The following is a 13823-nucleotide window of genomic DNA, read 5'->3' on the forward strand; positions in this document are numbered from 1 at the left end:
CCGTCCCCGGCGGGTCCGCGCCCGCCGCGCCCGCTCCCGCGCCGGGAGGCGCCCTCGGGCACGCGGTACCGCTCGTACGGCTCGTAGGCGTCGTACGCCTGGTACGGGTCGCCCGTGCCGTACGGGTCACCCGTGCTGTAGGGGTCGCCCATGCTGTACGGGTCGCTGGTCGCGTACGTGTCCTGTGCCGTGTAGGTGTCCCGCGCCGCGTACGGGTCGTCCGGTTCGTACCGCCCGTACGGGTCGTGCTGGGTCGGGTGCGCGCTGCGTTGCTCCACCGGACCACGGTAGGCGTTGGGTGCCGGGGCCCACGGTCATGGACACGCGATATCCGCCATCGCCACCGGACCGGCACCCCGCTTCCTCCTGCTGGTGGCATGCGCCCAGGTCGTCCTCCTTGCGGCGTGATTGCGGCGTGCTTACGACGTGGATGGTGCCCCTGTGGGACGGGCGGGCTGCCGGGTGGGAGGGGCGGCTGCCGCAGGGGCGGGCGGCGTCGCAGAGGACGGGCGGCGTCGCAGGGGACGGGCGGAGTGCTCGTGGGGGCCGTACCAGCCGTGCTGGCTGTACCAGCCGTGCTGGCCGTATCGACCGTCCCGGCCGTATCGACCGTCCCGGCCGTATCGACCGTTCCGGCCGTATCGACCGTTCCGGCCGTGCGCCGGGCCGTCCTGGGCCTTCCGTAGACTGGGTGGTCGGCCTGTGAGGGCCGCCTGTCCGCCAACAGACCGCACTATGGAGAAACCCCGCCAGGGGCCACGGGAAGTAGTCGCCACGTGTCGCTCACGATCGGAATCGTCGGCCTGCCCAACGTCGGCAAGTCGACCCTGTTCAACGCTCTGACCAAGAACGAGGTGCTGGCGGCCAACTACCCGTTCGCCACCATCGAGCCGAACGTCGGCGTCGTGGGCGTACCCGACCCGCGCCTGGCCAAGCTCGCCGAGCTGTTCCAGTCGCAGCGGGTGCTGCCGGCGACCGTGGACTTCGTCGACATCGCGGGCATCGTGCGGGGTGCCAGCGAGGGCGAGGGACTGGGCAACAAGTTCCTGGCGAACATCCGGGAGTCCGACGCCATCTGCCAGGTCATCCGGGCGTTCAAGGACGAGAACGTCGTCCACGTGGACGGGAAGATCTCGCCCAAGGACGACATCGAGACGATCAACACCGAGCTGATCCTGGCCGACCTCCAGACCATCGAGAAGGTCCTGCCGAGGCTGGAGAAGGAAGCGCGGGTCAAGAAGGACAAGCAGCCGCAGGTCAAGACCGTCCAGGAGGCGAAGGACATCCTGGAGGAGGGCCGCACCCTCTTCTCCGCGGGCATCGCCCAGGGCACCGAGCGCGCCGAGGCCCTGCACGAGCTGCACCTGCTGACCACCAAGCCCTTCATCTACGTCTTCAACGTCGACGAGGACGAGCTGACCGACGAGTCCTTCAAGGACGAGCAGCGTGCCCTCGTCGCCCCCGCCGAAGCGGTCTTCCTGAACGCCAAACTGGAGGCCGACCTCGCCGAACTGGACGAGGAGGAGGCCCTCGAACTCCTGCAGACCGTCGGCCAGGAGGAGCCGGGCCTCGCCACGCTCGCCCGCGTCGGCTTCGAGACGCTCGGCCTCCAGACCTACCTCACGGCCGGCCCCAAGGAGGCCCGCGCCTGGACCATCAAGAAGGGCGCCACCGCCCCCGAGGCCGCCGGCGTCATCCACACCGACTTCCAGCGCGGCTTCATCAAGGCCGAGGTCATCTCCTACGACGACCTGGTCGAAGCCGGCTCGGTCACCGAGGTCCGCGCCCGCGGCAAGGCCCGCATGGAGGGCAAGGACTATGTGATGCAGGACGGGGACGTGGTGGAGTTCCGGTTCAACGTGTAATGCATGCGGGTAACTGATCGCCTGTGTCCAGTCGAACCGGCGGGTCGGAAGGGGAACGCCCATCCCCGGACCCACCCCGTCGGGATTCCCGTCGCTGGTTGGTCGCTGGACATGCGCTGGTTGAATGCGACGCGGCGTCAGGTGTGGCGGGCAGTCGTCCCCGGAATCCGCCGTCATGGGCGTCTCTCGACTGCGGTTGCCGGGCCGTTCCCGAAGCAGTGTTCCGGGGCCGTGTTCCGCGGCTGGACGCGCCCGCCCGTCCCGGCGGCGTGCGCGCGGCGGCAAGCCCTCGGCGGGAGCCACAAGACATGGCTGGCCTTGCACACAGCCAGCGGCGACCTGCGTGTTCGTGTCGTCGTGGCGTGAACCGGTTCGAGGGCACCGTCCGGGGGCGGCTCGCCGGGTCACTGGCGAAGGGGCCGGTGTTCCCGGGTGCCGGGAGACTCGCCTTCATGGAACGTGCCGAGTGGGTGTACGGCATCGTCCCGGCGGTGTCGTCCGCTCCCGGACGAGGTCATCCGCTCCTGGAAGCTGGCTTCGGCACGTCGCCGGTGTCAGCCGGCTTGTAGACCGTCGAGAAGAACGGTCAGCACCAAGTGGTGACCGTGTGCAGGGTCAGGTTCGAGTCCCAGCACGCATCCCTGTACCGCTGGGGCGCCGGTCAGCCGCAGCACTTCCTGCCAGGCCAGATCCCGGCGAAGGCGTCCCTGGTCCTGAGCGCGTTCGATGACCTTCCGGGTGAGGCCGAGGAGTTCGTGGCGCTGCTGGGCGACAGCGGGCCCGCCGTGCTGGTCCAGGGAGCCGGACAGCCCCGCGTTCTGAGCGGTGCGCAGGGCCAGACCGGTGAACAGCAACGAGAAGCCCTCCCAGGCGTCATCGCAGTCCAGAGCTTGGTGCGCGGTGTCGATCAGTTCGGTGAGGATGTCGCTCAGCACCGCCGCCATGAGCTGGTCGCGTTCGGGGTAGCGCCGGTAGACGGTGCCCACACCCACGCCGGCCTCCCGAGCGATCTCGTGGTAACTCACGTCCAGCCCGGTAGAGGCGACGGCACGACGCGCGGCCGCGAGAACCCGCGCGGCATTGCGCTGGGCGTCGGCGCGCATGGGCATCGCCGCCCCCTGGGCCGTCGCAGACCGCTCCGTGTTCATCACCCCATCTTATCCACAAGTGGACAGCTTCTGTCCGCCTCCTCTACGCTGATGAAGCGGACAAGATGTGTCCGTTTGTTTGGCTCGTGCGAGCGGTGCGCAGCATGGAGTCCCGCGTTTGGCTGATCACCGGCGCGTCCGGCGGGTTGGGTCGAGCCCTGGTCAGTGAGGTTCTGAGGTCAGGTGAGCGAGTGATCGCGGTCACGCGCGACGACGAGCCGCTGCGACCGCTGACCGCCGCCTTCCCAGGGTCTCTGCGCACTGTGAGCGTGGACGTCACCGACGCCGGTGCGCTGCGTCCGGTACTGGATGACGCGATCGCCGGGTTCGGCTGCCTCGACGTCGTCGTCAACAACGCCGGCTACGCGCTGGCGGGCCCCTTCGAGGAACTGGACGAGACAGAGCTGCGCGCCCAGTTCGAAGTGAACTTCTTCGCCGCCGTCAATGTCCTGCGCGCCGCTCTGCCACATCTGCGCGCGGCAAAAGCGGGCCGTGTGCTGCAGATCAGCTCGCTGGCGGGCCAGATCGGCGCCCCGGGGATGAGCGCCTACACGGCCAGCAAGCACGCCCTCGAAGGTCTGAGCGTCTCACTGGCCACTGAGCTCACCCCGCTGGGTATCCGGACGACGATCGTGGAGCCCGGAGCAGCCCGCACCGACTTCCGCGCCAACTGGGCGAGCCGGCTGCCCGGCAGCGCCGCCCTCCCCGATTACCTTCCCGTGCACGAAGCGCTGGCGCGCTCCGCCGGCGCCGTGGGAGGCCAGGCCGGCGACCCCGCCCGTATGGCCCAGGCCCTCGTCGTCCTCGCCGGTATGCCGAGCCCACCGCTGCGCCTTCCTCTGGGCAGCGATGCCCTCGCCGGCATCGGGAACGCCCGCGGCGACCAACTCGAAGAGCTGCGCCGATTCGCGACGCTGAGTGTTTCCACCGACCACACAAAGGCAATCTGACATGTCCGAGCACCGCACCACCAGCCGTTTCGCCGTCGTCACCGGCGGCAGCGAGGGCCTTGGCCTGGCCATCGCCGGTGCCCTCGCCCACGACGGAGCGGACCTGATTCTTGTCGGCCGCAACCGCGACAAGCTCGCAACCGCCGCCGAGGAACTCGGCCGGCACGGCACCGTCGTGCACGCAGTGCCCGCGGATCTCTCCGCGCCTGATGCCCCCGCCCGGATCGCCGCGCACGTCGGAAACCTGACCGACCGGGTCGACACCCTCGTCAACAACGTCGGCACCGCACACTTCGCCTCCCTTGCCGACACCACGGTCGACGACATGAACACCATGTGGCACCTCAACGTCCAGGTGCCGCTGCTGCTGAGCCAGCAACTCCTGCCCGCCCTTGTGAACGCCCGGGGAAGCATCATCAACATCAGCAGCTACTGGGCGCGCAAAATGGTCGCCGGCCGTCATTCGGCCGCCTACTCCGCCACCCGCGGAGCGCTCAACTCCCTCACCCGGGCGCTGGCCAGTGAACTCGGCCCCCAAGGAGTCCGTGTCAATGCCATCGCTCCCGGCGCCGTCCGCACTCCCAAGTACGAACGCTCCTATCTCGCCGCCATGACCGCAGAGGAACGCACCGCACACGACGAGCAGATCGAGCACTTCTATCCTCTGGGACGTCTGGGCACTGCCGACGACGTCGCCACCGCGGCCGCCTACCTGGCCTCGGCCCAGTGGACCACCGGCACCGTCCTCGCCGTCGACGGCGGACTCACCGTCCGCTGACTCCCGCACGGTTCCTGGAGCTGTGTCCATCTGACGGGTCGTCTTGCTTGTTGAGCGGTCAGTAGTTGCTCGGGGCCGGGCGCTCCCCGAAGGCGGCCTGGAACACGTTCAGTGGTGCCTTCCCGCGCATGGTCCACCACTTGACCCTTGCCACCTGCTTCGGGCCGCTGCAATCGACAGCGCGCGGTGACGTCGGGGTTCTGCGTGAAGGTGTGCCGCGGATACGTGCCTCAGCCGTGGTCCCGCACCGCAGCGAGGCACTGGTCGTAGAGGTCGGCCAGGTCGATCCGTCCGTCATGTCCGGCCCAGAGTTCGGTTGCCGTGTCGATACAGGCGAAGACCGTCGCGACGATCGCCTTGGCCTGCGTGTCGGGAGCCGGGCGGCCGGGGCCGTTGCCCAGCCGCGCCCGGATGACGGGCACAAGTTCGGCCTGCCAGCGCAGTCGCTTCTCGATGTAGCGGGCATGCAGCGAGGGCGTGTCGAAGATGAGGCGGGACAGTTCCAGCGCACGCTCACGGGGATGATTGGCGGTCAGAATGACCTCGAATCCGGCGCGCAGGGCATCCCAGGCGGACATCTCGGCCGGTTGCTGCTCGACGGTCCGTTTCAGCAGCTCGCCCAGCGCCTCCTGGTCGCCGCAGACCAGGTCCTCCTTGGTTCCGAAGTAGCGGAAGAGGGAGCGCTGCGAGATCCCCGCCTCCCGGGCGATCTGCGCGATCGTCGTCTGCTCGTAGCCCTGCTCGGCGAACAGGCGTACCGCCGTATCCAGGATCGCCTGGACGGCGACCTGCCGCGAACGCTCCCACAAGGTCGTCATGGACGTCAGCGTACCCCTCTGGACAGCGACCGCCTACTTGGCATTAACTGCCAGCAAGACAGCGACTGAAAGAAGGATGACCATGACGGCCGTCGACTACCACGGACACACCGCCCTCATCACCGGGGCCAGTGCGGGCCTCGGCGCCGAGTTCGCCCGCCAACTCGCCGCCCGCGGCTCCGACCTGGTGCTGGTCGCCCGCCGCAGGGAACGCCTGGAGAAGCTGGCCGCCGAGCTGCGCGAACAGCATCGGATCCAGGTGCACGTGGTGGAGATGGACCTGGCCACGGACCATCCCGGGCAGACGCTGGCCGCGCGGGTGGCCCAGCTCGGCCTGCACGTCACGAGCCTGATCAACAACGCCGGGTTCGCCACCTTCGGCCCCTTCCACCAGGCGGACCCGGACCGGCTGCGCCGGGAGATCGCGGTCGACGTGACCGCGGTCGCCGACATCAGCCGGGCCTTCATCGACCCACTGCGTACCGCGGGCCGCGGGGTACTGGTCAACGTGGCGAGCATGGCCGCCTACCAGCCCAACCCGCGAATGGCGCTCTACGGGGCGACCAAGGCGTTCGTGCTCAGCCTCACCGAGGCTCTGTGGGAGGAGTCACGCGGTACCGGTCTGCGGGTGCTGGCCCTCTCCCCCGGCGCGACCCGGACCGAGTTCTTCGACGTCGTGGGCACCACCCAGGCCGCCGGAGGGACCAGGCTCGCCTCGCCCGCCGACGTCGTCCGCACCGCGCTGGCCGCCCTGGACCGCAGGAACCCTCCGCCCAGCGTCATCGCAGGCCGCATGAACCGGGTGATGGCCTTCCTCGCCCGACGCCTGGCCACCCGGCGCCAGGTCATCCGGGCCATCGGCCGGCTCACCGCCGAGGGGGCATGACGATGGGCGGAAAGGCCGTAGGGACTCCCGGAGTCATGCCGGCCATGTCCGTCCCCGGGGCGTTGCCGTTCCGAGGGCGACACGCGCCGGCCGGGCGGGTGGACAAGACGGTGACGGGGTTTCCGGACCAAGCGCCTGTGAGGTCAGCTACGCCCGTCCGGTACGCCCGTCCGGCCGCTTGCGGGGCGGCCCTGCCGACGAGCCGACACATCTCAGGCAGACAGTCGATGAAGTCAGTCAGTAAGTGCACCAGGCTCACCCGCAGGGCCACCAGCCGCATTCCCACTGCCAGTATGGGCGGCCGGGTCAGTCTTCAGCTCTTTCGGCTGGGCACGGAAGTGCGTTATACGCCGACCATCCTCGATGCCCGCGAGTCGGTGCCGTCTCCCACATGCGGAGACATCTTCGGCCGGGCGGACGAGGCCCATCTGCCGCTGTAAGCAAACCCGCTCCGAGTGCCGCGCGCCGAAAACACAGCCTGACGGATGATCTACTCCGCAGACAGCCGCCCCCGACCAGCGGGAGTACTCCGCAAACCGGTCACACCAGCCCTTTGAACCGCGGTTTCAAGTTGGTGTAGGCACAAGGCGTCACCAAGGGGGACCACCGCTACAGCGACGATCCCGCCAACCTCACCCACACCTCCACCGACCAACTCCTCGCCGGCTTCACCCGCATCCTCCAGGAATGCCGAACCAGGTCCACCCCCGCTCGCGCGGGGACCAGATGTAGAGCATGCCCGGGTCCGGGATCCAGTTCGGACCACCCCCGCTCGCGCGGGGACCAGACTTCCTGACCTGCCCCGTTAGGTGAGCTTTGCCATCTCTTTACTGCTGTGGCTTCTCGTCATCGGTACATGGTGGCAGAGCCGATGCCACAGCGTGGAGGTTCCATGGGGCTTGTTCGGGCCGGGCGTCTTTCGGGGAACGCCTCGGGGGCAAGGCAGCCACCAGGATCCGCAGGTCGAAGGGGTGGACCGTCGCCGCGGACCGCGCAGGCGGCAAGCCGATGGGTGCGGTGGTCCCTGTAACGAGCAGAGGTGTTCCGGCGTGGGCGGAGGCATGGTTCGGCAGTGCGGGTGGTCCCCTGCTCGCGCGGAGGTGCTCGCCGAGATCTCGGTCGTGGACAAAGTCCCTGCTCCCGAGCACGCAGATCCGAAGACTGAGCGCGGGTCCCGTATCCAACTGCGTGGGCCGGCTCGGATGGCTGCTTGCTGTGCCCGCCTCGCTGGATCGGCCCTTCGCCGTTGAACGCCCAGGTGAGCTCAAATGGTCGGTGGTTCGCGGGGCTGTGGGCAGTGCCGTCAACGGTTGCTGGTTGTGCGCTGGTTGCCGGCCCGCAGCAGCGTTTCCACAGGTGACTCGGTTTCGTCGACGTTCCGGTGCAACATGTGAGCGGACGGCACGAGACGGCGTCTCTGCCTCGGTAGGAACGCGGGTTCATGGGGTCGGCTCTTTCGGGAGCCGACCCCATGCCGCTTCCGCTGCCGGCTGGTGCGGCAGAGGCGGTTGCCGTAGCACTTGTCCGGCGCAGGGTCGCCCGCGCTTCTGGCGGTGGGACCTTCCGGCCAACCCACCGCGCGAGCGCCCCGGCCCCGCACTCCACGTCACTCGCGAACAGACGGCGGTCGACGCCGCCGGCCATCGGTCCCGGCTGACCGTGGTTCCCGGGGGCGGGGACCGCTATCGACCACCGGGCTGTCCATTCCGGACTGCTGGTTCCCGCGCCGGGGCGCCGGTCAGCTCCCGGAGCTTCTCGCGTGTCTCGGCGTCGGTCGAGTACACCACCGTGCCGATCATTCCTCGCGTCAGCAGCACCTTGTACGTGTTGCGGATCAACCGGCCCACAACCGCGTCCGGAGTCTTTTTCTTGAAGACCGGATCCATGGACGCCGTACGGTCGGGGACCCATCTGTCGCCTCGCCACACCAGGTCGGGTCCGATGATGACGCCGCTCCAGTCGTATTCGAAGCCCTGCGCGGTGTAGACGCAGCCCACCTGCCCGAAACCGGCCGGGTCGGTCGCCCACAGCGCGGCCGGGGGCGCGCCCCCGACGGCCCGGTCACCGAAGACGTTCCAGGGCCGCTTCCACTCTCCGATGGTGACATCCGGGGGGAGCGCCTGCCCGGGCGGCACCTTCTTCGTCCACTTCCAGCAGTAGCCGGCGGACATGCGCGCGCTGTAACCCTGGGAGCGGCGTTCCTCGAGGAACGCCTCCATCTCCTGCGGGCTCTCCGCGACCATGAGCTGCATCTTGCCGTCGGGCTCCCACATCACAGGTCCGCCGGGCTCGAGTCCCAGCAGCCGCAACACCCACCGCACATAGGCGTCGCTGCCACCGCACCGGAACTGGCCGTCAAGAGGCACCACCTGGCACTGGAGCCCCTTCTTCGCAGCGGCCTCCTTGATCTCCGCGACCGTGCCCATCTCTCCGGGGCGGACGACCTGGTGCTCGTCGAGGAGGAAGACCGGCACCCGAGCGGCGTCGATCAGCTCATCGATCTGTGCCTTGCCGGTGCGGTTCGAGGCAGGCGTGTAGCGGTTGGCCGACGTCTCGCGTACGCGGTGGGCTTCGTCACAGATCAGGACGTCGAGACCGTTGCGCTCGGCGGTGACGAAACCGTTGAAGTACTTGAAGAGGCCCTGCACCTCGCGCTTCCGCGCGCCCGCGATCTTCCTCATCGTCGTGGTGAACGAGCTGGATCCTGTCGCGTGCAGCGTGGTGATGCCCTGCCGGTACAGCTCACCGAGAAGCGACAGCGCGATGACACTCTTGCCGGTGCCGGGCCCACCTGTGACGACCACGACCTCCTTGTGGTCGGACTGCTTGGCGCGGCGGACGGCATTCAATACCGTCCGGTACGCGATCCGCTGCTCGTCCAGCAGCACGAACTGCTCGCGCTCCCGCACTTCCTGTGCGGCCACCGCCATGAGCTGCTTCGAGGGGCCGATCTTCCCGTTGACGAGTTCATCGGCGGCCGCCGCACCGGGCCCCGCCCCCAGCTTCGAGCGAAGAAAGTCGATGAACTCACCACGACGTTCACCGATGAAGAGCTGTCCGTACTGGTCCTGCTCGGCTGCGAAGAGGCCGCTGACGCCGAACTCCGTGGCATTGTGCAGGTATGCGGCGCCGCTGATGCGTTCCGGGTGCCCGGCCAGAGCCCCGTTGAAGGAAACGAGGTACTCGCAGTAGCCGCGCACCTGGTCGACGGGGTTCAGCACCGCGCGGGTGTACGCGTCGATGCGGCACAGTGACGGATCGTTGTCGTCCGGCTCGGCGCTGCTCCACTGCTTCAGTTCCACGACCACGTACGACGGCAGACCGGTCTCGGGATGCACCCCGGCCAGCACCGCATCGGCGCGTTTGCTGTTCAGCGGCAGCCCGTACTCCAGGAGCACCTCCACCTGGCCCAGACCCGCTTCGGTGAGCGCACTCGCGAGCAGCGGGATGCTCCGCTCCCACGAGCGGACCTCGGACGGACCGGGCTTGTGACCATGCAGGTGCACGAACTGCTCCGTCAGGCGGAAAAAGAGAGTGCCGGACAAGCACTCGGCGGCGACCGCGGCGGCGGAATCGCGGAACAGCAAAGGACGCCCCCAGGCAGCACGAAGGAACTCGTGCGGGTGGGGGCATGTCCTTGGTGACTCCGCGATGCGGAGCGGAAGCCCGGCGGGCCGCAGCTACAACAGGATCCAGGCTACCCGCGGCGTTTCCTGTAGGCGGGAGGGAGCTGTGGCCCTTCGGCGGTGAGCTTCGGCTGTGCGCGGTCGAAGTGCTGCATCCCGATGGAGCCCGGGATGAGCCTGCGCAGCGCGTTGTGCGTTGCCGGATCGACCGCGTAGACCACTGTGCCGACGACACCGCGTGTGAGGAGCACGTGGTAGGCGTTGCGGATGCACCGGGCGACCGTCGCGTCGTCGGTCTGGCCACGGAAGGCGGGATCGCAGGAAGCATCTCTGTTCACCCTGAACTTCCCGTCGCGGAAGAGCAGGTCCGGGCCGATGATGACACCGTTCCAGTCGTACTCGAAGGTCTGCGCGGTGTAGACGCAGCCGATCTGGCCGATGCCGCGGGGGTCGGTCGACCACAGGGCCGACCTCGGTGCGCCTGGAACACTGTGCTCCGGCTTCACGTTCCACGGCCGGCGCCATTCTCCGATCTGCACGTCGTCGAGGAGGTGCTCCCCTTCGGGGGCGTTCCACGGCCAGCAGAACCCTGCTGTGATGCGCGCCGTGGCGCCTTCGAGGCCACGCTCCCGGATGAAGCGCTCCATCTGCTCCGGGGAGTCGGCGACCGTCAGCGTCATGCGCCCGTCGGGCTGCCAGGCCACCGGATCGGAGGTGTCCAATCCCAACAACTGACGGACCCAGTGCTGGTACTGTCTGCTGCCACCCGACCGGAACGTTCCTTTCAGATCGATCACCTCGACCGAACAGCCACTCCGCTCGGCGAGTTCCTTGAGGTAATCGGCCGTGCCCACCTCGTCCGGTCGGATCGACTGGTGGTCGTCGAGCAGGAAGATCGGCACCTTTGCGGCCCTGATCAGCTCACTGGCCTGGGGTCGGTCGTCGTCCCGGCGTTCTTTCGGCGTCCAACGGTCGGTCGAACTGCGCCGCACACGGTGGGCCTCGTCGCAGATGAGAACCTCGACGCTGTCCGGTGGGGCATCGGCGAAGCTGTTGAAATACCGGTACAGCCTGTTGGCTGCTCTCCGCTTGTTCGACACCTGCCCCTGTCGCGCGGTACCGATCATGATCTCGCGCAGAGTCTCCGTGTATGCGTGGGACCCACTGGCCAGCACGGCCACACGGTGGTGATGGTGGCGCAGCTCACGCTGCAGTTCCAGGGCTACAGCGCTCTTCCCGCTGCCGGGACCGCCCCGCAGGATGTAGACCCGCTTGCGCTCCGGTTCCCCGGGAGAGCCGTGGCCGACCGACGAGTCGTGGAAGAGACCTTCCTCGACACCGGAGGAGATGGCTGTCTTCTCCAGATGCCGCATGATCAGGTTGAACGCGAGCAGCTGCTCGTCGAGAAGAGTGAGACCGCCGTTGGTGACCGACTCGTACCGCGCGACGTCGGTGACTTTGGGCAAGGGGTCGCGGCGGGACTCTTCCAGCGCGTGAGCGGCTCGCTTCCCGGAGGCAGGGGCGAGCCGAGAGGTGAGAACTTGTTGAAACCGGTCGAGGTCGTCAAGCGTGTACAGGGATCCGTGGTCGCTCTCCGGGAGGTCGAACAGCGCCTCCACGTCCGCGTCCCGTGCGTTGTGGAGCAGCACCACCCCTGTCAACTGAACGGTGTCCTCCCGGAGGTGGGGAAGGTAACGCTTCATGAACTCGCAGTAGCACTGGATCTGCCGCACCGGATGCAGTTTGTTCTTCTCGTCGCCGAACCCAAGGTCGACGGCGATCGGACACCGGGGATCGACCGTGGCGTGCCGTACCTGCTTCAGCTCCACTGCGACATATGAGTCCGTTCCCGTGCCGGGGTGCCGCCCGCACAACAACAGGTCGACCGCGGAGTTGGTATGCGGCAGATCGACCTCCACCTGCACTTCCACCTCACTGAGGCCACGGTCCAGCAGAGCCCTGACCACTACGGGGATGCTGTTGTTCCAGGAGGCGATGTCGCCCTGACCAGCCGGTCGTCCCTTGACCTTGGCGTGCTGCTCCACCAACAGCTCGGTGAGCGGAAGACGTACCGATCCGTCCCGGGCAACGACAAGTTCGCCGAGTTCCGCTGCGGAGAGTTGCAGGAGCACGAGGGTTCCCCAGGCACGAGAGAGCTCGTGCGGGTGGGGGCATGTCCTTCGTGGCTCCACCGGAGCGGAGCGGAAGCCCGTCGGGCCGCAATGACGATCCGTAGATTAACCGGGCTGGCCGCGGCGGGATGAGGGGCGGGCCCCGGAGACCCGCCCACCGCCGGGCTCAGCCGAGGCGGTGCACCACGGCCTGTACCAGCACCCACGTGAGGTTGGAGCCGAAGCCCGCCGCGACACCCACCAGGACATCACGGACCCAAGTGCGGTGCTTGGTCGTGTACTCGACGGCAACCATAGAAGCGCGTCCCCTTCAGTCGTGACCGGTGACGGATGCCGGATGGCTCCCGCCGGGAGCGCACCACAGGGCTACGTCACCGAACTGAAGAAGTCCGCGTCTCTGCAGGTCACGCCGCGTACTCCTCCGGGAGGACACGCGGTGCAGGACAACGCTAACGCATGGCTGCGCACTCTGGGCAAGGCGTTGACGCCGAAGGATGCTCCAAGTCGTCGACGCGAGCGACAGCTTGTGCTCCGCCCATCGATCGGTCATGAGTCCGTCGCACCGGCGTTGTCAGTGGTCGCCTTTACGGTGAGGGGACGGTGGGGACGAGCGGGCAGGGGGCGAGGTGGTGTGGCGCACTTCCGGAAAAGATCCGGCCCGGTTGTCGATCCACCGAGCCGCCGTACGACGTACGGGTGAGAGGCGGGGAGAGGCCTCGCTGTGGGACCGAGGAGCTGTTGTGCCGGTTACCTGACCATCGTCCGCGTGGAGGACGAGAACCGGAACCGAAACGGGAACGGGGGCGTAGCGGCCCCGGAGCCCAGCCCGGAGCTCGCCGGCGGATGGGGGAGTTGTAAGAGGAGATCACCAAGGCGGGGGGCTGCTCGACACCGCCGGGCTCGCTTCGAGCGCTGAGGCCACCGGTCTGCGGTGGAGGGCGGTGGTCGACGTCCTGGCGGCGGAACCGGCCCTGGTGCGCTGTTACCTGCTGCCGAGCGTGCGGGGCGACCAGTTGCGGCGGCTGGGCCGGGAGGCTGAGGCGCGCGCCGAGTGCCTCAGCGCCGCCGACCTGGCCGGCAACGCCCGCGAACGTGCCCTCCTGCGCGCACGGGCCAAGTCGGCCGGCGGAGCGTCCTGACCCGCCCCGCGCTCAGGATGCTCCGCCGGCCGACGCGCCCGGTACCGGATCGCGGCCGAAGACCCATGGGGCGAGGACGACCAGCCAGCCGTCGGGGTCCTCGAAGAGGGTGGCGCCGTGCTCGGGCCAGTACGGGTTGGCCGCGGGCACGGGACGGTGGCCTCGGGCGGTGAGGTGGGCCACCGCGAGGTCGCGGGCCGCCGCGTCCTCCAGGTAGAGGACGAGCTGGTTCTCCGGGTGCGGCGCGGGGATGCGGGGCGGGTCGCCGTGCTGGGTGAGTTCCATGTGGACGGGCGTACCGGGCAGGCCCAGGACGACACCGTCGTAGCCCGCGTGGTCGCGCCACTCGGCGAGGACCGGGAGTCCCAGGTCGTCCACGTAGAAGGCCCGTACGGCGTCGAAACGCGCGGTCGGCCGGGCGAAACGTACGGCGCCGACCGCCAGGTGCTCCGGCCACCCGGGGCGGGTGGATGTGCTCATG

Annotated in this window: 11 protein-coding genes and 1 pseudogene; 5 read left to right on the forward strand and 7 right to left on the reverse strand. The window is 68.6% G+C overall.

Annotated elements, in window-relative coordinates; all coding sequences use genetic code 11:
• Positions 1-278: pseudogene (locus FM076_RS21645) on the reverse strand (hypothetical protein); the annotation flags it as partial.
• 498 nt (positions 279-776) lie between these two features.
• Between FM076_RS21645 and ychF the strand changes: the two are divergent.
• Positions 777-1865 (forward strand): redox-regulated ATPase YchF, encoded by a 1089-nt coding sequence (gene ychF / locus FM076_RS21650; RefSeq protein ID WP_173872637.1) that lies wholly within the window; start codon positions 777-779, stop codon positions 1863-1865.
• A 554-nt stretch (positions 1866-2419) separates the two neighbouring features.
• Here ychF and FM076_RS21655 read toward each other — a convergent pair.
• The gene (locus FM076_RS21655; protein WP_173872638.1) at positions 2420-3013 is read right to left on the reverse strand and encodes a TetR/AcrR family transcriptional regulator; all 594 of its coding nucleotides are present in this window, start codon (positions 3011-3013) and stop codon (positions 2420-2422) included.
• Between the two features lie 104 nt (positions 3014-3117).
• On the opposite strand from FM076_RS21655, the gene FM076_RS21660 reads away from it, so the two are divergent.
• Together FM076_RS21660 and FM076_RS21665 are read left to right on the forward strand one after the other, a co-directional pair.
• On the forward strand, positions 3118-3963 hold the full coding sequence (locus FM076_RS21660; protein ID WP_173872639.1) for an SDR family oxidoreductase: 846 nt from the start codon (positions 3118-3120) through the stop codon (positions 3961-3963).
• Position 3964: 1 nt separating this feature from the next.
• A complete protein-coding gene (locus FM076_RS21665; RefSeq protein WP_173872640.1) occupies positions 3965-4741 on the forward strand; it encodes an SDR family NAD(P)-dependent oxidoreductase in 777 nt (258 codons plus the stop codon).
• 230 nt (positions 4742-4971) lie between these two features.
• Here FM076_RS21665 and FM076_RS21670 read toward each other — a convergent pair whose 3' ends face one another.
• Positions 4972-5559, reverse strand: a complete 588-nt coding sequence (locus tag FM076_RS21670) for a TetR/AcrR family transcriptional regulator (protein ID WP_173872641.1) — start codon at positions 5557-5559, stop codon at positions 4972-4974.
• An 82-nt stretch (positions 5560-5641) separates the two neighbouring features.
• On the opposite strand from FM076_RS21670, the gene FM076_RS21675 reads away from it, so the two are divergent.
• On the forward strand, positions 5642-6445 hold the full coding sequence (locus tag FM076_RS21675; RefSeq protein WP_173872642.1) for an SDR family NAD(P)-dependent oxidoreductase: 804 nt from the start codon (positions 5642-5644) through the stop codon (positions 6443-6445).
• Between the two features lie 1682 nt (positions 6446-8127).
• On the opposite strand, the gene FM076_RS21680 is transcribed toward FM076_RS21675, so the two are convergent.
• The 3 genes from FM076_RS21680 to FM076_RS34700 form a co-directional block, all read right to left on the reverse strand.
• Positions 8128-10032, reverse strand: coding sequence for a DUF2075 domain-containing protein (locus FM076_RS21680; RefSeq protein ID WP_173872643.1), 1905 nt, complete (start codon positions 10030-10032; stop codon positions 8128-8130).
• A 110-nt stretch (positions 10033-10142) separates the two neighbouring features.
• Entirely contained in the window at positions 10143-12203 is a 2061-nt protein-coding gene (locus FM076_RS21685; protein WP_173872644.1) for a DNA/RNA helicase domain-containing protein, read from the reverse strand.
• A 166-nt stretch (positions 12204-12369) separates the two neighbouring features.
• Positions 12370-12498, reverse strand: a complete 129-nt coding sequence (locus FM076_RS34700) for a DUF6408 family protein (RefSeq protein WP_274598822.1) — start codon at positions 12496-12498, stop codon at positions 12370-12372.
• 646 nt (positions 12499-13144) lie between these two features.
• On the opposite strand from FM076_RS34700, the gene FM076_RS21690 reads away from it, so the two are divergent.
• Positions 13145-13342, forward strand: coding sequence for a hypothetical protein (locus FM076_RS21690; protein WP_173872645.1), 198 nt, complete (start codon positions 13145-13147; stop codon positions 13340-13342).
• A gap of 12 nt (positions 13343-13354) precedes the next feature.
• On the opposite strand, the gene FM076_RS21695 is transcribed toward FM076_RS21690, so the two are convergent.
• Positions 13355-13822, reverse strand: coding sequence for a VOC family protein (locus tag FM076_RS21695; RefSeq protein WP_173872646.1), 468 nt, complete (start codon positions 13820-13822; stop codon positions 13355-13357).
• Between the last annotated feature and the right edge of the window lies 1 nt (position 13823).

The sequence above is a fragment of the Streptomyces albus subsp. chlorinus genome (assembly GCF_013302895.1).
Taxonomy (GTDB): Bacteria; Actinomycetota; Actinomycetes; order Streptomycetales; family Streptomycetaceae; genus Streptomyces; species Streptomyces chlorinus.

What these genes read in the sequence shown, in the direction of transcription:
- FM076_RS21675 (WP_173872642.1), top strand. Translation starts at nt 5,642, where the DNA reads ATGACGGCCGTCGACTACCACGGACACACCGCCCTCATCACCGGGGCC.
- FM076_RS21655 (WP_173872638.1), bottom strand. Translation starts at nt 3,013, where the DNA reads ATGAACACGGAGCGGTCTGCGACGGCCCAGGGGGCGGCGATGCCCATG.
- FM076_RS21660 (WP_173872639.1), top strand. Translation starts at nt 3,118, where the DNA reads ATGGAGTCCCGCGTTTGGCTGATCACCGGCGCGTCCGGCGGGTTGGGT.
- FM076_RS34700 (WP_274598822.1), bottom strand. Translation starts at nt 12,498, where the DNA reads ATGGTTGCCGTCGAGTACACGACCAAGCACCGCACTTGGGTCCGTGAT.
- FM076_RS21695 (WP_173872646.1), bottom strand. Translation starts at nt 13,822, where the DNA reads ATGAGCACATCCACCCGCCCCGGGTGGCCGGAGCACCTGGCGGTCGGC.
- FM076_RS21670 (WP_173872641.1), bottom strand. Translation starts at nt 5,559, where the DNA reads ATGACGACCTTGTGGGAGCGTTCGCGGCAGGTCGCCGTCCAGGCGATC.
- FM076_RS21665 (WP_173872640.1), top strand. Translation starts at nt 3,965, where the DNA reads ATGTCCGAGCACCGCACCACCAGCCGTTTCGCCGTCGTCACCGGCGGC.